This is a genomic window from Amycolatopsis sp. La24 (assembly GCF_029087445.1).
Taxonomy (GTDB): domain Bacteria; phylum Actinomycetota; class Actinomycetes; order Mycobacteriales; family Pseudonocardiaceae; genus Amycolatopsis; species Amycolatopsis nivea.
This window is the reverse complement of the sequence record NZ_JARACH010000019.1, coordinates 1-20,911: the sequence shown is the minus strand read 5'-3', so window position 1 is coordinate 20,911 and position 20,911 is coordinate 1. Positions and strand designations below refer to the sequence as shown.

14 protein-coding genes and 1 riboswitch are annotated in these 20,911 nt (G+C 67.8%); of the genes, 10 read left to right on the top strand and 4 right to left on the bottom strand.

Annotated features, from left to right (window positions below; translation table 11 throughout):
* Positions 1 to 45: 45 nt before the first annotated feature.
* Entirely contained in the window at positions 46 to 1,392 is a 1,347-nt protein-coding gene (locus tag PUT80_RS19390; protein WP_275293028.1) for an ankyrin repeat domain-containing protein, read from the bottom strand.
* A 265-nt stretch (positions 1,393 to 1,657) separates the two neighbouring features.
* Here PUT80_RS19390 and PUT80_RS19385 point away from each other — a divergent pair, with 265 nt between their 5' ends.
* Positions 1,658 to 2,983, top strand: a complete 1,326-nt coding sequence (locus PUT80_RS19385) for an ISL3-like element ISPfr2 family transposase (protein WP_275293027.1) — start codon at positions 1,658 to 1,660, stop codon at positions 2,981 to 2,983.
* Positions 2,984 to 2,996: 13 nt separating this feature from the next.
* Here the strand turns inward: PUT80_RS19385 and PUT80_RS19380 are convergent, their stop codons facing one another.
* Positions 2,997 to 3,623, bottom strand: a complete 627-nt coding sequence (locus PUT80_RS19380) for a DUF1345 domain-containing protein (RefSeq protein WP_238607912.1) — start codon at positions 3,621 to 3,623, stop codon at positions 2,997 to 2,999.
* Positions 3,624 to 3,975: 352 nt separating this feature from the next.
* Entirely contained in the window at positions 3,976 to 4,809 is an 834-nt protein-coding gene (locus PUT80_RS19375) for a TIGR03620 family F420-dependent LLM class oxidoreductase (RefSeq protein WP_275293026.1), read from the bottom strand.
* 206 nt (positions 4,810 to 5,015) lie between these two features.
* Here PUT80_RS19375 and PUT80_RS19370 point away from each other — a divergent pair, with 206 nt between their 5' ends.
* From PUT80_RS19370 to PUT80_RS19330, 9 genes are all read left to right on the top strand, one after another.
* Positions 5,016 to 5,615, top strand: coding sequence for a TetR/AcrR family transcriptional regulator (locus tag PUT80_RS19370; protein WP_275293025.1), 600 nt, complete (start codon positions 5,016 to 5,018; stop codon positions 5,613 to 5,615).
* An 80-nt stretch (positions 5,616 to 5,695) separates the two neighbouring features.
* Positions 5,696 to 7,294 (top strand): phosphoglycerate dehydrogenase, encoded by a 1,599-nt coding sequence (serA, locus tag PUT80_RS19365; protein WP_134665574.1) that lies wholly within the window; start codon positions 5,696 to 5,698, stop codon positions 7,292 to 7,294.
* A gap of 251 nt (positions 7,295 to 7,545) precedes the next feature.
* Entirely contained in the window at positions 7,546 to 10,878 is a 3,333-nt protein-coding gene (locus PUT80_RS19360) for a S8 family serine peptidase (RefSeq protein ID WP_275293024.1), read from the top strand.
* 262 nt (positions 10,879 to 11,140) lie between these two features.
* On the top strand, positions 11,141 to 12,181 hold the full coding sequence (locus PUT80_RS19355) for a 3-isopropylmalate dehydrogenase (protein ID WP_275293023.1): 1,041 nt from the start codon (positions 11,141 to 11,143) through the stop codon (positions 12,179 to 12,181).
* 5 nt (positions 12,182 to 12,186) lie between these two features.
* Positions 12,187 to 12,315: riboswitch (cobalamin riboswitch) on the top strand.
* A 755-nt stretch (positions 12,316 to 13,070) separates the two neighbouring features.
* Positions 13,071 to 14,144, top strand: a complete 1,074-nt coding sequence (locus tag PUT80_RS19350; RefSeq protein ID WP_275293089.1) for an iron ABC transporter permease — start codon at positions 13,071 to 13,073, stop codon at positions 14,142 to 14,144.
* Positions 14,145 to 14,933 (top strand): ABC transporter ATP-binding protein, encoded by a 789-nt coding sequence (locus PUT80_RS19345; RefSeq protein WP_275293022.1) that lies wholly within the window; start codon positions 14,145 to 14,147, stop codon positions 14,931 to 14,933.
* Positions 14,926 to 15,930 (top strand): ABC transporter substrate-binding protein, encoded by a 1,005-nt coding sequence (locus tag PUT80_RS19340; protein ID WP_275293021.1) that lies wholly within the window; start codon positions 14,926 to 14,928, stop codon positions 15,928 to 15,930. The genes PUT80_RS19345 and PUT80_RS19340 overlap by 8 nt, the downstream gene beginning before the upstream one ends.
* A gap of 210 nt (positions 15,931 to 16,140) precedes the next feature.
* Positions 16,141 to 17,805 carry a citramalate synthase gene (gene cimA, locus PUT80_RS19335; RefSeq protein WP_275293020.1) on the top strand — a complete coding sequence of 555 codons (1,665 nt, stop codon included), beginning with the start codon at positions 16,141 to 16,143 and terminating at the stop codon, positions 17,803 to 17,805.
* A gap of 280 nt (positions 17,806 to 18,085) precedes the next feature.
* Entirely contained in the window at positions 18,086 to 18,856 is a 771-nt protein-coding gene (locus tag PUT80_RS19330) for a fumarylacetoacetate hydrolase family protein (RefSeq protein ID WP_037811749.1), read from the top strand.
* A 721-nt stretch (positions 18,857 to 19,577) separates the two neighbouring features.
* Here the strand turns inward: PUT80_RS19330 and PUT80_RS19325 are convergent.
* Positions 19,578 to 20,816 (bottom strand): FAD-dependent oxidoreductase, encoded by a 1,239-nt coding sequence (locus PUT80_RS19325; protein ID WP_275293019.1) that lies wholly within the window; start codon positions 20,814 to 20,816, stop codon positions 19,578 to 19,580.
* Between the last annotated feature and the right edge of the window lie 95 nt (positions 20,817 to 20,911).

Here is a 20,911-nt window from a genome sequence, read left to right as displayed (position 1 = left end):
ATACGGACTACAGACTCCGGTTGTCTACCGGCCGGGAGTTGCCGATTAGTGGCGACTGAGGCGGTGCAGTAGTTCTTGAGCGGCGGGGCTGTCGCAGGCTTCTGCCCAGCCTTCGGGGGTGCTGTCCCAGAGAGCGTCGCGGGCGGTGAGGTCGGCGCCGGCGTTTACGAGGAGTTCGATGACGTCCAGTCGGTTGCTTTGGGCGGCCAGGTGCAGCGCCGTGACGCCGACTCCGTGGCGTGGGCCGCCGAAGGTGCCGACGTGGTTGACGTTTGCGCCCAGTGACAGCAGGGTTTCTGTTGCCGCTGAGTGGCCACACGTCGCTGCCCAGGTGAGGGCGGTGCCGCGGTAGACGTCGGCGTCCAGGTTCGCGCCGCGTGACGCCAGGGTGCGGAGTGCGGTTGTTTGGTTGTTGCGGGCGGCCCAGGCTAGGGATTCGTCGAGGACTTCCTTGGGGTCGTTTGTGGGCTGCCAGAAGGGAAAACCGCTGTGTGGACGGTAGAACTCACGGTGTGCGCCGGCTGCGGGAGAAAGAGTCCCCTTTGGACTGACGAGTTCATCCAGTAGCGCGTCGTCACCGAGACCGGCTGCGACGCGCAGGTTGCGAGGGGACCGTTCGTGCGTTGCCAGTTTTTCGGCAACAGCTCGATTTCCCCAAAATAGAGCCACAATGAGCGGGGTTCCGCCGTCGCCGCGGCCGGAGACGGCCAAGGGTGCGCCGGCGTTGATCAAGAGGTCGGCGATCAGTGGTAAATTGCTGTAGGCGGCTTGGTGCAAGGCAGTCCAACCGTGTGCGTTGGCTCGTGCGGGATCGGCACCGTGGGCGAGCATGATGCGGACGAGGCGTTCGTCATGGGTCGCGGAGGCCATGCCGAGCAGATCGTTCCCGTTGGTGCCGCGTGCGTGGGCAAGGTGCGGGGCTTCGGTGAGCAGTGCGGTCAGGCCGTCCAAGTCTCGGGCTTCTACCAGCTGGTACGCCCGGGCGAACGGTTCGCCGTTTTTCGGCAAGTTCTCGACGTGGGCCTTCAGTGCTCGCCACGTCGGGAAGCCGTGCTCGCGGGCGATGACGGTTCGCGCGCCGGTGCGGGTCAACGGTTGTTCGTGCCGGTCGAAGGCGGCGCGGGCGTCGGGAGTGCCGTCTTCGGCTGAGGCGAGGAGGCCGACGGCGCGGCCGCGGTAGTACTCGACGTCCTGGTGGTAGGCGTGCTGGACGTCCGGTCCGTGCTCGGCGATTCGCCGGACGTACGACTGAAGCTGTGGCCAGCTGGGGAATCCGTAGCGGCGGGCGAGCCGGAACTGCGCTTCCGACAGTGCGACCGCATCCGCGCGGGCGAGTTCCTTCGCCTGTTTGCGGAGCTGACCGAGGTCGGGGTTGGCGGGCAAGGCCGTCATCAGGGAGTCCTTCCTTCCCTTGTGCGCCCCGTGGTCCGCCGGCACCGGGCAGGGAAGAAGGAAAAGCTCGGCAACTCGTAGTACGGGGGTGGGCTCAGCCCTTTCCGCGGACAGGACGCGGCCCCTGCCGCGCGAGGACAACTGTAACTCAAAGGGGCTCTTCCCAGATGAGGGTGTAGGTCGGCCGGGCGCGTCGGTCCGCAGATAGACGTCGAGGTCTCCCGACGATGGAGGTTCCTACGCCATCCATCCGAAAGACCTCGACGTGTCCGACGCTACCCCGCCGGCCGGCTTCGGCCGCCCTGACCTGACCGCCTTCGCTCGACTCGACGGCCTCGGTCTGAGCGTGACCGGGCAACGACTTGAACCGGATCGTGCGGTCCTCGCGTGCCGCGTGGTGGAACCAGATCAGTGGTGCCGACGGTGCGGCAGCGAAGGCGCTGCTCGTGACACCGTGATCCGGCGGTTGGCCCACGAGCCGCTGGGCTGGCGACCGACCGTGCTGGAAGTTGTAGTGCGCCGCTACCGCTGTGCCGACTGCGGACACGTGTGGCGCCAAGACACCAGCGCCGCGACGGAGCCACGCGCGAAGCTCTCGCGCACCGGGTTGCGGTGGGCGCTGGAAGGGATCGTGGTCGCACACCTCACCGTCGCCCGTGTCGCCGAGGGACTCGGGGTCGCGTGGGACACCGCCAACAACGCGGTCCTGGCCGAAGGCAATCGGCTGCTGATCAACGACCCCACGCGGTTCGAGGGCGTGAAGGTCATTGGCGTCGATGAGCACGTCTGGCGCCACACCAGGCGTGGCGACAAGTACGTCACCGTGATCATCGACCTCACCCCGGTCCGCGATGGCGCCGGCCCAGCAAGGCTGCTGGACATGGTCGAGGGCCGGTCGAAGGCGGCGTTCAAGACCTGGCTCGCCGACCGCGACGACGCCTTCCGTGACGCGGTCGAGGTGGTCGCGATGGACGGCTTCACCGGGTTCAAGACCGCCGCTGCGGAGGAGATCCCGGACGCGGTCACGGTGATGGATCCCTTCCACGTCGTGCGCCTGGCCGGTGACGCCCTCGACAGGTGCCGGCGCCGGGTCCAACTCGCGATCCACGGGCACCGTGGGTTCAGGGACGACCCGCTCTACAAGTCGCGGCGCACGCTGCACACCGGCGCGGACCTGCTCACCGACAAGCAGAGCGACAGGCTACGCGCGCTGTTCGTTGATGACGCTCACGTCGAGGTCGAGGCGACCTGGGGTGTCTACCAGCGCATGATCGCCGCCTATCGCCACGAGGACCGGCAACGTGGCCGCGAGCTCATGGAGAAGCTGATCACCGACCTCAGCGCCGGCGTCCCCAAGGTGCTCACCGAGCTCACCACCCTGGGCCGGACCCTGAAGAAGCGAGCCGCCGACGTGCTCGCCTACTTCGAACGACCCGGCACCAGCAACGGGCCGACCGAGGCGCTCAACGGACGGCTCGAACACCTGCGCGGCTCCGCACTCGGGTTCCGCAACCTGACCAACTACATCGCCCGAAGCCTGCTCGAGACCGGCGGCTTCAGACCCCAACTCCTACACCCCCGATTGGGATGAGCCCTCAAAGGGGTCAACGTCCGCCGGTGATGACGCTGACCGCGATGCCGAGCGTGGCCGTGTTGTACATGAATGACAGGACGCTGTGCGCGAGGACAAGGGAACGGATCGACGTCGTCCTCGTTTCGACGTCCGAGACGGCGAAGCTCGTCCCGATGGTGAACGCGAAATAGGTGAAATCGGCCAGCGTGGGACGTTCCGTTTCGGGGAAGCGGAAGTGCTGCGTCGGGAGGCTGTCGTAGTACTTCTGGGCGTAGCGCTCCGCATAACCGAAGTGCAGGATCGCCCAGGCCAGCAGGACTGCGGGGACACCGACGATTCTCGCCACGACCGGGTCGATGCCCGCTGTTTCCGGCAAGACGATCGACAGTCCGGCGGTGACGCCGACCAGGCTGGTCAACAGGGTGAACAGGAGTCCCAGCCGACGGCCGAGAACGCCTTTCAGCCACCGGGCGTCGGTGTGGTCTTTTTTCCGGCTACGGGACACGCGCGCGATCCGGATGCCGAGATAGATCAGCGCGAGCAGATCCCAGGAGAGAAGGGCGAGGACGTTGTCGTCCTGGATAAAGGTGACGATCCCCAGCGCCAGCAGGACCAGTTCGACTGTTCGGGACGCGGCGATGGCGAGTTTCGTGAACACCGGCGGCTCCCGGGGCGAACGCGGGCGAGGCGTCTCGCGAAGATAACAGCGGGTGGTGGCCGCTGAACGGCGAAACGGTCCCGCCGGGGTCGCCCGTTCAGGGGAAGTGTTCGTCGGGATCACTGCGGCGGGCGCGGAGGCGGGAGAATGTCGGTGATGAACGAAAAAGTGCCCGTATGCAGGGGATGAACGGATTCGCCGTTTAGTGGCGAATCCGTGGTGAGCAGGGGATTCGGCGTCCGAGGGACGGCTTCGGCGAGTGCGGGCTGAACCGGTAGCCGGGTTTGGCGGAGATCTCGTGAGTAAGCCGGGTGGGGCTTTCGCGGGAAGTGCCGAAAGCCCCATCGGGGAGTCAGGGAACCAGGTCGGCGAGGCGACGCCAGCCGTCTACGGGAATCTCCGGCCCGTCGCCGAGAACCTGGACGCAGACGTGGTCCGCGCCGGCGTCGAGGTGTGCGCGGATTCGGTCGGCGACTTCCTGCTCGCTGCGGTAGGCGACGATCGCGTCGACCAGACGGTCGCTGCCGCCGTCGGCTAGGTCTTCCTCGGTGTAGCCGAGGCGGCGCAGATTCGCTCTTTGGTGTGGGGCGAGCCGCACGTAGCCGGCGACGTGTTCGCGGGCGATTCGCCGCGCCCGCAACGGGTCTGGGTCGAGGACGACGGCTTGTTCGGCGGCGAGGTACGCGTCGGGTCCCATCGTTTCCCGGGCGAATGCGGTGTGCTCTGGAGGGACGAAGTACGTGTGCGCGCCGTCGGCCTGAGTCGCCGCGAGTTTCAGCATTTTCGGGCCGAGGGCGGCTAGGAGCCGACGTGGCCGAACTCTGGAAGCAAAGTCCAGGTCGACTGCATCCATGGCGTCGAGGTAGTCCTGCATCGCGCTGCCTCCGCCGCCGGGCTGATGTCCGCCCAAGCCCAGCATGAACCGTCCTGGGTACGCCTCGGCCAGCGTGCGTCCAGCAGCTTCGGCGGACGCTGCCGACCGTTCGGAAAATCGTGCGATTCCTGTCGCCACAGTCAACGTCGTGGTCGTCTCGAGCAGCAGCGCGGCCTGCGTGAGCGCCTCTCGGCCGCGGTATTCGCCGAACCACAGGGCAGTGAAACCCAGCGACTCGACCTCGCGGGCGGCCGTGCGTAATTCGCCGATTTCCTTGCCGTCAAAGGCGAACGTCCAGATCCCGACGGTCATCGGGTTCCGCCTTCCGCGGCGGCGGGAAGCTTCGCGAACAGATCCACAACAGACTCCAAGAAGTTCCTGGCCGCGGAAGCGCGGCGTGATCCCGGCGCAGCCAAGGTCGATACGTCCACTGAGGACGCACCGCAGAACCAGAGGCTGCCTCCGGTTACTATACGGAGGAAGCCTCCGATTTGTCACGGGATAAACTCGGACCCGAGATGACCGACGTCAAGCCGATGCGCGCGGACGCCCGCCGCAACTACGACCGCCTGCTGGCCGAAGCGAGGCGCGCCTTCGCCGAACGCGGCGTCGACGCCTCGCTCGAAGACGTCGCCCGCAGCGCCGGTGTCGGGATCGGCACCCTGTATCGCCACTTCCCGACCAGGGAAGACCTGATCGAGACGCTGCTGCGGGACCGGTTCGACACCCAGGCGGAAAAGGCGCGTGAGCTGCTGCTCGCCGACGATCCGCTCGACGGGCTGTACGCCTGGCTGATCGGCTTCGGCGAAACCTCGGCCGTTTACCGCGGGCTTACCGAAATGCTCGCGGACGCGTTCGACGATCCGGAGTCGCGGCTGCACGCCTCCTGCGAAGCGATGCGCGAAGCCGCGTCTCACCTAGTGGACAGGGCGCAAGCGGCCGGCGTTTTCCGCGCCGACGTGACGGTCCGGGAGCTGCTTTTGTTGCTGCACGGCGCTTCCTGGGCCGGATCCCACCTTCCGGGAGAAGGCGGTACAGAGCGCCTGATGGGGCTTGTCTTCACCGGATTACGAACAAGTGAACAGCGGGGGCAGCGGGCTGTCAGTGCCCCGCGTTAAACTCCCGCCAGTCCGGGCACAACGACGTGCGCCGCGAGAGAGCGTCCTCGATTTCGTGACCAGATAGTGGGAGCCGCATCGTGACCAAGCCCAGCAAACCCGTAGTCCTCATCGCGGAGAAGCTCGCGCCCTCCGTGCTGAGTGTGTTCGGTGACGAGGTAGAGGTCCGGCACGTGGACGGCACCGACCGTCCCGCTCTGCTCGAGGCGGTGAAGAGCGCCGACGCGCTTTTGGTCCGATCCGCCACCAAGGTCGACGCCGAGGTGCTCGGGGCGACCACTCAGCTGAAGGTCGTCGCCCGCGCGGGCGTCGGCCTGGACAATGTCGAGGTCCCGGCTGCCACCGAGCGCGGCGTGCTCGTGGTGAACGCGCCGACGTCGAACATCGTCTCCGCCGCCGAGCACGCGGTCGCGCTGCTGCTCGCGGTCGCCCGCCGTGTTCCCGCCGCCGACCAGAGCCTCCGCGGCGGCGAATGGAAGCGCAGCTCGTTCTCCGGCGTCGAGATCAACGGCAAGACGGTCGGCGTCGTCGGGCTCGGCAAGATCGGCCAGCTGTTCGCCCAGCGGCTCGCCGCGTTCGGCGCGAAGCTGATCGCATACGACCCCTACGTCTCGGCCGCACGCGCCGGCCAGCTGGGCATCGAGCTGGTCACCCTCGACGAGCTGCTGGAACGCGCGGACGCGATCTCCATCCACCTGCCGAAGACGCCGGAGACCAAGGGTCTCATCGACGCCGAGGCGCTCAAGAAAACCAAGCCCGGCGTGATCATCGTCAACGCCGCCCGCGGCGGTCTGATCGTCGAGGAAGCGCTGGCCGACGCGGTGCGCAGCGGCCACGTGGGCGGCGCGGGCATCGACGTGTTCGTCACCGAGCCGACCACCGAGAGCCCGCTGTTCAACCTGCCGAACGTCGTCGTCACGCCGCACCTCGGCGCGTCCACCGCCGAGGCGCAGGACCGCGCGGGCACGGACGTGGCGCGTTCGGTGCTGCTGGCGCTGCGCGGCGACTTCGTGCCGGACGCGGTGAACGTGTCCGGCGGCGGCGCGGTCGGCGAGCACGTGCGGCCGTACCTGTCGCTCACCCAGAAGCTCGGCCAGGTGCTGACCGCGCTGAACCCGAAGGCTCCGACGTCGCTGACCGTCGAGGTCAAGGGCGAGATCTCCAGCGAAGACACCGCGGTGCTGAAGCTGGCGGCGCTGCGCGGGCTGTTCGCGGGCGTGGTCGAGGACCAGGTCACCTTCGTCAACGCGCCGCGGCTGGCCGAGGAGCTCGGCGTGCAGGCGGAGCTGGTTTCCGAGTCGGAGAGCCCGAAGTTCCGCAGCCTGGTCACGCTCCGCGCGGTGCACGGCGACGGCGGGACGCTCACCGTGTCCGGTTCGGTCACCGGCAAGGACGAGGTCGAGAAGATCGTCGAGGTCAAGGGCAGGCACTTCGACCTCCGCGCCGAGGGCGACGTGCTCGTCATCGAGTACCCGGACCGCCCGGGCGTCATGGGCCGCGTCGGCACGCTGCTCGGCGAGGCCGGCATCAACATCGAGGCCGCGCAGATCAGCCAGAGCACGGACGGTTCCGACTCGATCATGCTGCTGCGCGTCGACCGGCACGTGGACGCCAACGTGCTCGAGCCGATCGGAGCCACCGTCGGCGCGCACACCATCCGCGCCGTCGACTTCAGCTAGTCCCGATTTCGCCGAACGGCCCCTTTCCCGGACTCCCGGGGAAGGGGCCGTTCTGTCGTTCGCCCGCACCGGCAACATTCGGGTAACGGAGCTTTTTCCGCACGAAAGTAGGGGTTTCGGACAGTTAGGTTCTTGCCGCGAGGCTGAACCACGCGCCGTGAGAGCACGGTGCGGCGCCGGTGCTCACCGTCGGGGGTGCGAATGGGGAGCGCGGGCAGGTTCGTGATCCGGGCCTCGAGAAGGGGTTACTCATGAGCAGAACCCGGTTGCCCGGGTGGGCTGCCCGCTCGGTGGTCGTGGGTTCCGCAGTGGTGCTGGCGGCGGCTGTCGCCGTGCCCGCGGCGTCCGCGCAGGGCGCGCCGCTTGCCGAGCCGGTCGCTCCGGTGAAGGTCGACGCGAGCAAGGTCCAGGGGAAGCTTTCGCCCCGGCTGAGCGCGGCCCAGGGGCAGATCACTGCGTTCGTCGAGCTGGCCAAGAAGCCCGCGGTGGACGCGTTCAAGGAGGAGCAGGGCAAGGGCAAGGAGAAGGCCAAGCAGGCAGCGAAGGCGGCCAAGGCCGACGTCGCCGCGGCGGTCAGCTCCGTCGTCGGGCAGTTGCGGTCCGCGGACGCGGGCATGAAGCTGGTCACCCAGACGGCCAACGCGGTGCCCGGCGCCGTCGTCACCGCGGACGCGGCCAAGATCCGCCAGCTCGCGGAACGGCCGGACGTCGTCTCGGTGCGCACGGTCGTGCCGAAGAACCGCACCAACGCCAGCGCCGAACAGCTCACCAACACGCTTGCCAGCTGGCAGAAAACCGGCAAGTTCGGCGACAACATCCGCGTCGGCGTGATCGACGACGGCATCGACTACACCCACGCCGACTTCGGCGGACCGGGCACGCCCGAGGCGTACAAGGCGGTCGACCGCGCCAAGCCGTCGCCGCTGTTCCCGAGCGCCAAGGTGGTCGGCGGCACCGACCTCGTCGGCGACGACTACGACTCGGCGGGCAAGACCGGTTCGCCGACGCCGGTGCCGGACCCCAACCCGATCGCGTGCGGCGAGCACGGCACGCACGTCGCGGGCACGATCGGCGGCTTCGGCGTGAACGCCGACGGCAGCACGTTCACCGGCGACTACAAGAAGCTGAACAAGAAGACGCTCGACGCCATGCGGATCGGGCCGGGCACCGCGCCGAAGGCTTTGCTGTACGCGATCAAGGTGTTCGGCTGCAAGGGTTCCACGAACGTCACGTCGCAGGCGCTGGACTGGGCGCTCGACCCGGACGGCGACGGCGACTTCACCGACCACCTCGACGTCGTGAACCTGTCGCTGGGCAGCGACTTCGGCGCGCCGGACGACCCGGACTCGCTGTTCGTGCGCAAGCTCGCGCAGAACAACGTGCTGCCGGTGATCTCGGCGGGCAACGGCGGCGACATCAACGACATCGCCGGTTCGCCGGGCAACACGCCGGAAGCGCTCACCGTGGCCAGCAGCCGCGACGCGGGCGAACTGCGGGACGCGATCGAGGTCAAGGCCCCGACCGCCGGTCAGCAGCCTGGCCAGTACAGCCAGGAGTACACCGGCTACGACACCCTCGACCTCACCGCGCCGGTAGTGCCGATCTCGGCGAGCAACAACGCCGGTTGCGCCGCCTATTCGGCTGAGGACAAGGCAAAGGTCGCGGGCAAGATCGCGTGGCTGGAGTGGGACGACAACGACGCCACCCGTCCGTGCGGTTCCGCGGCGCGGGCCAACAACGCGCAGGCCGCGGGTGCCAAGGGCGTGCTGCTTTCGTCCACTGTGGAGCATTTCGGCGCGGGTATCGCGGGCAACGCGGCCGTTCCGATGTTCCAGCTCACCGGCAAGGCCACCCAGGCCGTGCGGGCGGGTCTGACCGCGGGCACGCTGACCGTGCGGCTGTACGGAGCCGGCCGGACCACGCTGCAGACCTATGACCAGTCCATCGTGGACACTCCCAGTTCGTTCACTTCGCGCGGCGGACGCGGTCCGTCGGTGAAGCCGGACGTTGCCGCGCCTGGCGACACGATCACGTCGGCGTTCCGCGGCAGCGGCAACGAGCGGCTGGTCATCTCGGGCACCTCGATGGCCGCGCCGCACACGTCGGGCATCACGGCGCTGGTCCGCCAGGCGCACCCGGACTGGAGCGTCGAAGAGGTCAAGGCCGACGTCGTGGGCACCGCGGTGCACGACATCACCGACGGGGCCGGGCACACCTACGGCCCGCAGCGGGTCGGGGCCGGCCGGATCGACGCGAAAGCCGCGCTGGACAACCAGGTTCTCGCGTATGTGCAGGACAACCCGGGCGCGGTGAGCGTCACGTTCGGCACCGTCGAGGCGGCTGGGCCGGTCACCTTGAGCAAGACGATCAAGGTGGTCAACAAGGGCGTCAAGGCGGCCGAGTACTCGGTGGGCTACGAGGCGGTCAACAGCCTGCCCGGCGTTGAGTACACAGTGGACAAGAGCTCGGTCAAGCTGAACCCGCGCGGGGTCGCGACGGTGAAGGTGACGCTGAAGATCACCGACCCGAAGGCGCTGCGCAAGGTTCTCGACCCGACCATGGCGGCTTCGCAGGCCGGGCTCGCCCGGCAGTTCGTGGCCGACGCCTCGGGCCGGGTCGCGTTCACCCCGAAGAACGGCGCGACCGTTCCGCTGCGGGTGGCCGTGTACTCGTCGCCGAAGCCGGTTTCGGCGATCACCACCCCGGCCGGCGTGCGCTTCGGAGCGAACGCCGACCAGGCCGTGCTGAACCTCGGTGGCAAGGGCATCGACCAGGGCAGCGGCTCCCAGCGGTACCGCTCGCTGATCAGCGTCCTCGAGTTGCAGGCCGAATCGCCGCAGCTGCCGGAATGCGACTCGCACGTCACGTCCGACTGCACCCTCAACCGCACCGCGAAGGGCGGCGACCTGCGCTACGTCGGCGCGGCGTCGACGGCCCCGCTCGCCAAGGCGCAGGGGGAGCCGGAGAACGCGACGCTGGCGTTCGGCATCACCACCTGGAGCGATTTCGCGAACCTCGGCAGCAATACGGTGCCGTTCGTGGACATCGACACCACCGGCGACGGCAAGCCGGACTTCGAAACCTTCGTGACGAAGGCGACGGGGTCGGACGTGCTGCTCGTCAACACGGTGTCGCTGACCAAGCCGGGCAACCCGTCGGTGGACCTGCAGGCGATCAACGGGCAGCTCGGCGACGTCGACACCAACGTGTTCGACTCGAACGTGATGGTGCTGCCGGTCAGCATCGCCGCGCTCGGCATCGACCCGAAGGAGGCGTCGCACCGGATCAGCTACACGGTCGGCACCGCCGGGTACTACGTCGCTCCGGGTACCTCGAACGGGTTGATCGACCAGGTCAGCACTCCGCTGTCGTTCGATGTGCTCGCACCGGCGTACTCCGCGCAGGGCGGCGGCGACGCGGCGCTGGGCTACGTCGCCAAGCCGGGCACGGCTCTGGTGGTCAACCGCAACAAGGCCGCTGTCGCCGGGGACAAGGCGAAGGGCCTGCTGGCGATCGAGCACCACAACGCGGCCGGGCAGCGCGCCTCGGTCGTGCGGATCGAATCGCAGTTCCCGCGCGGCTGACCTGGTTCACCCTTTGAGGGGAACTTGAAGGGCGCCGCGCAGGCGGCCGCATAGCGGGACGCGGGGGCTTGCCCAGGCTGTCCGGCCTGGGCAAGCCCCCGTTTCCGTTCGCCCGAACGGGTGTCTCACCCTGTGGGAGGATGCGGCATAAGGGTGGTGCGGCTACGGCACCTTGTCTACGGCCGGTAACCTTCCGCTGCTGGCGTTTTTGTGCGAATGGGCCATCGGTGCGCCCGGTGGCCTGGGCTACGGAGGTGTGTGGATGCGGCTCGCGGTGATCCCAGGGGACGGGATCGGGCCCGAGGTGGTCGCCGAGGCGCTCAAGGTGCTCGGTGAGGTAGCACCGGCGGCGGAGATCACGAACTACGACCTCGGCGCCTCGCGGTGGCACGCCACCGGGGAGCTGCTCCCGGAGTCGGTGCTCGGCGAACTGCGCCAGCACGACGCGATCCTGCTCGGCGCGGTCGGCGACCCGACGGTGCCCAGCGGAATCCTCGAGCGCGGCCTGCTGCTGCGGCTGCGGTTCGAGCTGGACCACCACGTGAACCTGCGCCCGGCGCGGCTGTACCCCGGAGTGCGCGGCCCGCTGGCCGACGCCGGGGACGTCGACATGGTCGTGGTGCGCGAAGGCACCGAAGGCCCGTACGCGGGCAACGGCGGTCTGCTGCGCAAGGACACCGAGCACGAGATCGCCACCGAGGTCAGCGTCAACACGGCCTTCGGCGTGCGACGCGTGGTCGCGGACGCGTTCAACCGCGCCGAAGAGCGGCCGCGCAAGCACCTCACGCTCGTGCACAAGACCAACGTGCTGGAGCACGCCGGTTCGCTGTGGTCGCGGATCGTCGAAGAGGTTTCGCTGGAGCACCCGGACGTCACCGTCGCGTACTCGCACGTGGACGCCGCCACGATCCACCTGGTCACCGACCCGTCGCGGTTCGACGTGATGGTCACCGACAACCTCTTCGGCGACATCATCACCGACCTCGCGGCCGCGGTGACCGGCGGCATCGGCCTCGCGGCCAGCGGGAACCTCGACATCACGCGCCGGAACCCGAGCATGTTCGAGCCGGTGCACGGCAGCGCTCCGGACATCGCAGGCCAGGGTCTCGCGGACCCGACCGCCGCGGTGCTCTCGGTGTCGCTCCTGCTGGACCACCTCGGCCAGAAGGAAGCGGCACGGCGGATCGAGGCCTCGGTGGCGTTCGATCTCGCCACGCGCGACCAGTCGTCCCCCGGCGCGACCCAGGCGATCGGCGACCGCCTCGCGGCGCTCGTCTCGTCCAACGCGCGTCAGGCCGGCTGACCGCCTGATTTTTTTCGGACCCCCGCCGCGGAAGCCGGTCGAATTCCGGCGCTGACCCGCAACGGTAGGCCTTCGGCTCCCTCTCCCGGGAGCCGAAGGCGAGCCCGATACCGGCGGAGGTTCCTCGAACCTCGTCCCCTCCCGTCGTGGTCTGCGGGAGACGACACTCCCGCCGCCGGCGGCTGCCGTCTTTTGCGGGCCCAATGTTTCGATTGGGTCGTCGCCGGTGGTTTTTTCTGAAGGACGTTCTGCTTCTCCCGAGCCCGTGGTCGACGAGGCCGGGGATTCGCCGGTTTCCGGCGACGGTGGTTCTGGTGTTTCGCCGTTCAGCGGCGATGGCGATACGCGCGGCTTGAGCCGACCGGGGGGTGCTGCTACGGCGGATTCGCCACTTCGCGGCAACTCGGGGCAGTGCGGTGAGCCGCCGATCGGTGAGTTGCCGGCCGACAACTCGGCTCGCCGTGAGTTGGGTGGCTCCGGGGCTCGCGATGTCTCGCCGTTGGATGGCCAATCCTTCGGGGAGGGGCGGGGTTCGCCGTTGACTGGCGAATCTCAGAGCCGACCGGTTGTGTCGCCGTGGACTGGCGAATCTCAGAGCCAGCGGGTGACGTCGCCGTTGAGTGGCGAATCCGAGAGCGAGCGGGTGGCGTCGCCGTTGAGTGGCGAATCCCCGAGCGAACGGGCTGTGTCGCTGTCGAGTGGCGAACTCGAGAGCCAGTGGGTTGTGTCGCCGCAGATTGGCGAACTCGAGAGCCAGCCGGTCACGTCGCCATCGAGCGGCGAATTCGAGAGCGAGCGGGTCCCGTCGCCGTCGAATGGCGAACCCCAGCACAAGCAGGTTGTGTCGCCGCGGATTGGCGAATCGCAGGGCCAGCAGGCTGCGTCGCCGTTGAGCGGCGAATCCCAGGTCGGGGCGGTAGCCGTTCAGCGGCGGCGACCGTTGACGCCGGTGCTGCTCGGGCTTGGGGTGGCGCTGCTCGGGTCGATTGTCATCGCTGTCGGGATCGGGACGGTGGCGGTACCGGTCACTCACACGTGGGCCTTTCTCCGCGCGGGGCTGTTCGGCGGGACGATCAGCCCGGACGCGGTCGGGGAGTACCGGATCATCTGGGACCTTCGGCTTCCTCGCGTCCTGCTCGCGGTGGTTGTCGGCGCTGGGTTGTCGACGGTGGGCGTCGCGATTCAAGCGATGGTGCGCAACGCGCTCGCCGAGCCGTACGTGCTGGGGATTTCTTCTGGCGCGTCCGTCGGCGCGACTGCGGTGACGTTGTTCGGCGTCTTCGCGTCGCTCGGGATCTACGCGTTGTCGGTCGGGGCGTTCGTGGCCGCGCTCGCCGCGACTTTGATCGTTTATCTCGTCGCCCGTACGCGGCAAGGACTCACACCGCTGCGTCTGGTGCTCACCGGAACGACGTTGTCTTATGGGTTCTTCGCGATTACCACGGTCATCGTCTTCCAAGCGCCGAACGGCGAGGCCGCGCGGTCGGCGCTGTTTTGGCTTCTCGGCAGTCTCGCCGGCGCGAATTGGGGCACGCTGCCGATCGCCGCGATCGTGGTGGTCGGCGGGGTTTTGTTGTTGCTGGCGCTGGCCGGACGGCTCAACGCGCTCGCCATGGGCGACGAAGCGGCGACGACCCTTGGCGTTGACGTCGGGAAACTGCGGATCCTCCTGTTCATCGTTTGCGCCGCCATGACGGGGGTTCTGGTGGCGGTGAGCGGGGCGATCGGATTTGTCGGGCTGATCCTTCCGCATCTGGTGCGGTTGGTCGTCGGTGCGGATCATCGTCGGGTACTTGCCGTGGCACCGCTGGCCGGCGCGGTTTTCCTGGTGTGGGTGGACGTCGCGGCGCGGGTGCTCGCTGCACCCGAGGAGTTGCCGATCGGGGTACTGACCGCGGCGGTCGGGGTACCGGCCTTCCTGCTGTTGATGCGCCGTCGAGCCTACGTGTTCGGAGGTGCGTGAATGGACCTCTCGCTCAACGGCGTCAGCGTGACCGCAGCCGGTCGCACGCTGGTCGAAGATGTGACCCTCGAAGCACGGCAAGGTCAGTTCGTCGGACTGCTCGGCCCGAACGGCAGCGGAAAGTCGACGACCTTGCGCGCCGTCTGCCAAGTGCTCAAGCTGTCGGCCGGAGCTGTTTTGGTCGACGGTCGACCGCTGGACGGTCTGGCACCGCGGAAGCGGGCGCGCGCGATCGCCGCGGTCGCGCAGGAATCGCACGCGGAGTTCGACTTCACCGTCGCCGAAGTGGTGGCGATGGGTCGAATGCCGCATCACGGCCTGCTCGACCGCATGAGCGCGACCGACCACCGGTTGTGCGCCGACGCGCTGGATCAAGTGGGTCTGTCGCACCTGGCCGAGCGAGGCGTGCTCACCTTGTCCGGCGGCGAACGGCAACGGGTGCTGATCGCGCGTGCACTCGCGCAGCAGCCCCGGATCCTGGTGCTCGACGAGCCGACTAACCATCTCGACATCCGGCACCAGCTCGAAGTCCTCGCGCTCGCACGCACCAGCGGACCTACGGTGCTGGCCGCACTTCACGACTTGAACCTCGCCGCCGCCGTGTGCGACGTGGTGCACGTGCTCGACCACGGCCGTCTCGTCGCGAGCGGAACCCCGGCCGAGGTGCTCACGCCCGCTCTGCTCGCCGAGGTGTTCGGCGTGCGCGGGCATGTGGTGCCGCATCCCGCTACGGGCCGTCCGCAGTTGTTGTTCGACCTGCTCGAGTCCCAGGAGGACAGTCATGCGTAGGACAGTCGCGTTGCTCGTGACGGTCGCCCTCGTCGCCACCGGATGCGGCGCTCAAGTGTCCGAAGGGGACAGTCGAGCGGCCCCGGCCGGGTTTCCGGTGACGGTGACCAATTGCGGTTCGTCGTTGACCGTGTCCAAACCTCCTTCTCGGGTCGTGACGAATGACATCGGCATCACCGAGTTGATGTTCGCGCTCGGCCTGGGCGACCGGATGGCCGGTTACGTGGTCGACAAAGGACAGTCCGGCGGCGTCGCCTCGTCGCCATGGAAAGCAGATTTCGCCAAGGTGCCCAAGCTCGCGGAGAAGATCAACCGTGAGGTGGTGCAGGGCGCGGGAGCGGACCTCGTGTTCGCGGGCTGGAACTACGGCTTCTCGGAAGCAACCGGGTTCACTCCGGACTCCCTCGCGAAGCTGGGCATCTCCAGCTACTTGCTCACCGAGGCCTGCCGCAACGGCAATGGCAAGCAACGGGGCATCATGAGACCGCTCGACGCGCTGTACACAGATATGCGCAATCTGGGGAAAATTTTCGGAATCAGTGATCGTGCAGAACGTTTGATCGAAGAGTACCGCGCACGGGTCGCCGCTGTCACGAACGCGGTCCCGGCCGGACGGCCGAAACCCAAGGTGTTCCTCTACGACGACGGCCGTGACCAGCCATTCACCTCCGGACGGAACGCGGGACCGGACGAAATCATCACCAAATCGGGTGGTGCCAACATCTTCGCCGACCTCAACGACAGCTGGACCAGTGTCAGCTGGGAAGCCGTGATCCAGCGAGCGCCGGACGTCATCCTCATCAACGACTACGGCGGCGAGGTCGGCAGTGTGGCCGAGAAGGAGAACTTCCTCCGCTCGCGTCCTGGTCTGCGCGACATCCCGGCGGTGAAGAAGGGACGCTTCTTCGCGCTGCCGTACGCGGCTTTGGTGGAGGGGCCGCGAAATGCGGCCGCGGTCGAGGAATTCGGCCGCTACCTGGCGAAACTGCCCGGCTGACGACTCTCAGAAGGTGGGATGCTTCGCCCGGCGTTTGGAAGCCGGGCGAAGCTGTGGCATGATGGCCCACATGACCGCCATCTCCGTCATTATTGCCTTGCGCGCCGGATAGACGCTCCACAAGAGCTACCGGCGCGCAACCTCTCGCACCCATGCGGGAGGTTTTTTTGTTGCCTGGACCAGGTTCTGCCCCGCCACAAGGAGAACACCGTGACCCGCACGGAACCCGCCGGCACGCCGCTCGGCGATGCCTTCCACCTCTACGACACCACTTTGCGCGACGGTGCTCAGCGCGAAGGGATCACCTACTCCGTCACGGACAAGCTGGCTGTTGCGCGGCTGTTGGACGAACTGGGTGTCGGGTTCATCGAGGGCGGCTGGCCGGGTGCGTTGCCGAAGGACACGGAGTTCTTTTCCCGCGCGGCACAGGGAGAATTGCCGCTCAAGCACGCTGCGCTCGTCGCGTTCGGATCCACGCGCAAGGCCGGAACCGCGGCTGACAAGGATCCGCAGGTCCGTGCGCTTTTGGATTCGGAGGCCCCGGTCGTCACGTTGGTGGCCAAATCGGACCTTCGGCACATTGAGCGAGCGCTGCGGGTCGACGTCGACGAGGCGTGCGCGATGGTGCGGGACACGGTCGCGTTCCTCGTCGGCGAAGGACGACGCGTTTTCCTTGACGCAGAACACTTTTTCGACGGTTATGCCTTCTCTCCCGAAACCTCGCTGCGGGTGCTCGACGCTGCGGCGCACGCTGGCGCGGACGTTCTCGTGCTGTGCGACACCAACGGCGGGCAGCTGCCACTAGGACTTGCCGAAACCGTAGGCGAGATCAAGGAAAAGACCGGATTCCGACTCGGAATCCATTGCCAGGATGATACTTCCTGTGCCGTGGCGAACTCTGTCGCCGCGGTACAGGCCGGTGCGACGCACGTGCAGTGCACCGCGAACGGCTACGGGGAGCGGGCCGGCAACGCCGACCTGTTCGCCGTAGCGGGAAACCTCGTGACCAAGCTCGGAATGGACGTCCTCCCGACCGGAGGAGCCGCCGAGCTCACTCGCGTCTCCCATGCTTTGGCCGAAATCGCCAACCTCGCACCCGACACCCACCAGGCTTACGTCGGGTCGTCCGCTTTCGCTCACAAGGCGGGGCTGCACGCGAGTGCGATCAAGGTGGATCCGTTGTTGTACAACCACATCGATCCGTCTTCCGTCGGCAATGGCATGCGAGTACTGGTCACGGAGATGGCCGGCAGGGCCAGTCTCGAGCTCAAGGGACGTGAACTCGGGGTCGACCTTGCCGGCCGGCCCGACGCACTCACGAACGCGGTGCGGAAGGTGAAGGAACTCGAATCGGAAGGCTGGTCGTTCGAAGCGGCCGACGCGTCACTGGGGCTGTTGCTGCGTCGCGAGGTCGAGGAGGTTTCCGGCGAAAAGTCGGATCCGCCGCCGTTCGAGCTCGAGTCGTACCGGGTGGTGCTGGACCACCGCCAGGACGGCGAAGTCGTCTCCGAGGCCACGGTGAAGGTGCACGTCGCGGGCGAGCGAGTCATCGCGACTGCTGAAGGGAACGGCCCGGTGCACGCCCTCGACGCGGCGCTGCGCCAGGCGTTGACGCCATATCTGTCCTGGTTGGACAGCATGGAGCTGGCTGATTACAAGGTACGGATCCTGCCGTCGAACCCAGGGACGGACGCTGTCACGCGGGTGCTTCTCGAAACTAGTGACGGCGAACACGAATGGACGACGGTCGGCGTGCACGGCAACATCGTCGAGGCGAGCTGGCTGGCGTTGTGCGACGCGTTGGTGCACAAGAGCCTGGCCGTCGCGTCGGAACCGTCGGTGCCCGAGCTGGGGGTGGCTGCTGTGGGCGGGTGATTCCGGCTTTCCTGCTGGGGGGGGCGTTGAGGCTTTCGGGTCTGGCCTTCGTGCGGGTGGTATTGCGGCTCACAATCGGGTCGTTGGTGGCCGTGCGTGCTGGTGCTGAGGCTGGCTTGTACTTGCGGTCGTTTCTGGCCGGTGCGATGGGTCCGTTCGCGCCAGTTGTGTCACGGCCGGTCAACTGGGGCGAGGGGCCGTTCGTGCGGAATGGAGCGAGGGGGACTGTCGCGCACGCTCGGGGTGCGCGACAGTCGGTGGGGGTACGTAGACTGGTGCCGTGCGTCTAGCTCGTATTGCTCATCCCAGTGGTGTCGCGTTCGCTTCGATCGAGGGGGACGGCGACGATGCCCAGGTCCTCGAGATCGCGGAACATCCGTTCGGCCAGCCGAACTTCACCGGCAAGCGCTGGCCGCTCGCCGACGTTCGGCTGCTCGCGCCGATCCTGCCGTCGAAGGTGATCGCGGTCGGCCGGAACTACGCGAAGCACGCGGCGGAGTTCGGCAACGAGGTGCCGTCCGCGCCGATGCTGTTCATCAAGCCGTCCACGACGGTGGTCGGGCCGAATGCTCCGATCCGCCGTCCGTCGGACGTCGGACGCGTCGACTTCGAGGGCGAACTCGCGGTCGTCATCGGACAGCCGGTCAAGAACGTGCCCGCGGCCCGCGCCGCCAGTGCGATCCTCGGCTACACGGTCGCGAACGACGTGAGCGCGCGCGACCTGCAGAAGTCCGACGGCCAGTGGGGCCGGGCGAAGGGGTTCGACACGTTCTGCCCGCTCGGTCCGTGGATCGACACGTCGATCGACCCGTCCGACCTGGCGCTCCGCAGCGAGGTCGACGGCGAGCTGAAGCAGGACGGCCGTACCTCGGATCTCGTGCATAAGGTGCCCGAACTGGTCGAGTTCGTGTCGCGGGTGATGACGCTCCTTCCCGGCGACGTGATCCTCACCGGCACGCCGGAGGGGGTCGGTCCGATCGTCAACGGGCAGTCGGTGTCCATCACGATCGACGGCATCGGGACTCTGACGAACCCGGTTCAGGACCTCTGAGCTGGGTGTCGCCGTTTGGTGGCGACGGTGCTTGGGCGGGTTCGGGTGTTGCCGTTTAGTGGCGACAGCGGCTCGGCGGAGTGCGTTCGGGCGTTGCCGTTTAGTGGCGAATCCCTGGTCGGGGCTGGTTTTCTGGCTGCCGGGGTGATGCTGCGGCGGCTTGGGCTGTTGCCGCTCGGTGGCGAGCGGGTGGCTAGTGCCTGGGTTGGTGGCAGCCGTTGCCGTTGAGTGGCGAGAGGTGATCGCTGCTCTGGCGGGAGCGGCGGGTGTTGTTGCCGTTGAGTGGCGAATGGTGGCTGGCGAGTGGTCGGCGCTGTCGCCGCGAGGCGGCGAGAGGTGACTGGTGCTCGGGCTGGTTAGTGGTCAGCGCTGTTGCCGTTGAGCGGCGAATGACCGCTGGCGCTTCGCTTGGCGAGCGGTCGGTGCTGTTGCCTCGGAGCGGCGAAACACGATCGGTGCTGAGCTGGCTGGGAGTCGGTGCTGTTGCCGGTAGGTGGCGAGAGCGCAGCTGATCGTCAGTTGGCGAGTTGGTGCCGTTGTGGCCGCTGGGTGGCGAGAGCGCTGATGGTCAGTCGGCGGGTCGGTGGCGTTGTTGCCGTTGGGTGGCGAAACGCATTCCCGTTGTCGGCTTTGCCCACCGGCGGGTGATGCCGGTGGGCGGGTGCGTCGCGTGGGTGAGAGGTGCTCGGCGTTGCCGGTTGGCGGCGAATCCGGGGGTGGCTTAGCGGCTGGCCGGTTCTGCTGGGCGGCGGGCGAAGGCTGGGGCGGATTCCCGGCGGATGCCTACGCCGATGAGGTACGCCGGAACTCGAGCGAGTTTCGGGAAGCGCCTGAGCAGGGCGATCAATTGTGCGGGCGGGCCGTCGGCGTGGCCGGTCATCACGGGGCCCATTACGCGGCGGTGGAGAAGGCGTTGCAGGCCCTGGACGGCGACGGTCGGCAGGAGGCGACGGCGGCGGACTGCGGTGAGGTCCTTTTCGGTCGGTTTGCCGTGGAGGAGCGGCTCGGCCAGCAGCCTCGCGGCGGCGACGGCGTCTTGTACTGCCAGGTTGATTCCGACGCCTCCGACTGGCGACATCGCGTGGGCGGCGTCTCCGATGCACAGCAGGCCGTCGACGTGCCAGCGGTGCAGGCGGTTGAGGCGGACGTTGAGGAACTTGACGTCGTCCATGGACTTCAGTTCGTGCACTCGGTCGGCGAATTCCGGGCAGACCTCGGTGACGTCGCGGCGGAAGCTTTCGATGCCGGCGTCTTTCAGGTCCTTGCCCTTCGGCGTGAGGTAGGCGATCTGGTAGTAACCCTTGCGTGGCAACGGCACTGCGAAGCGGTGGTTGCGCATCCTCGGCATGAGCGTGGCTTCCTGTTCCTCGGGCTTCCGGGAGAGGCGGAACCACCAGGCGTCGAACGGGGTGTAGTACTCGCGCGGGGTGAGGCCGGCTGAGCGGCGGGCCAGGGACCAGCGGCCGTCGGCGGCGAGGACCAGGTTGGCTTTCAGTTCGCCTTCGGTGCCGTCTGCGGTGCGGTAGCGGACGCCGGTGACTCGGCGGCCCGAGCGGAGCAGGCCGGTCATTTCGGTTTCGAGGCGCAGGGTGAAGGTCGGCTCCTTCTGCGCTGTCTCGGCGAGCAGGTCCAGGAAATCCCATTGGGGGACCATCGCCACGTACGGGCGGGGGACGTTCAGCAGGGACATGTCGGCGAGGGTCAGCGCATCGCCGTCGGGGGTGGGGAGTCCGACGGTGGTCACCTTGGTGTGCGGGAGCGCTTCGAATTTCTCGCCCAGGCCCAGCTCGTCCAGGAGCCTCAGGGTGGACGGGTGGACGGTGTCGCCGCGGAAATCGCGGAGGAAGTCTGCGTGCTTTTCCAGCACGGTTACCTGTACGCCTGCTCGGGCCAGCAGCAAACCCGCCACCATGCCTGCCGGTCCGCCGCCGACTATGACGCAGCCCGTGTGCTCGGTCATCTTCCCCAGCTCCCTCTTATTCATCGCCTGTTGAATAACAGTGAGGATGCACCCTGGACGGAGGGCGCGTCAAGTCGGCCGATGGGGTGGGGGTC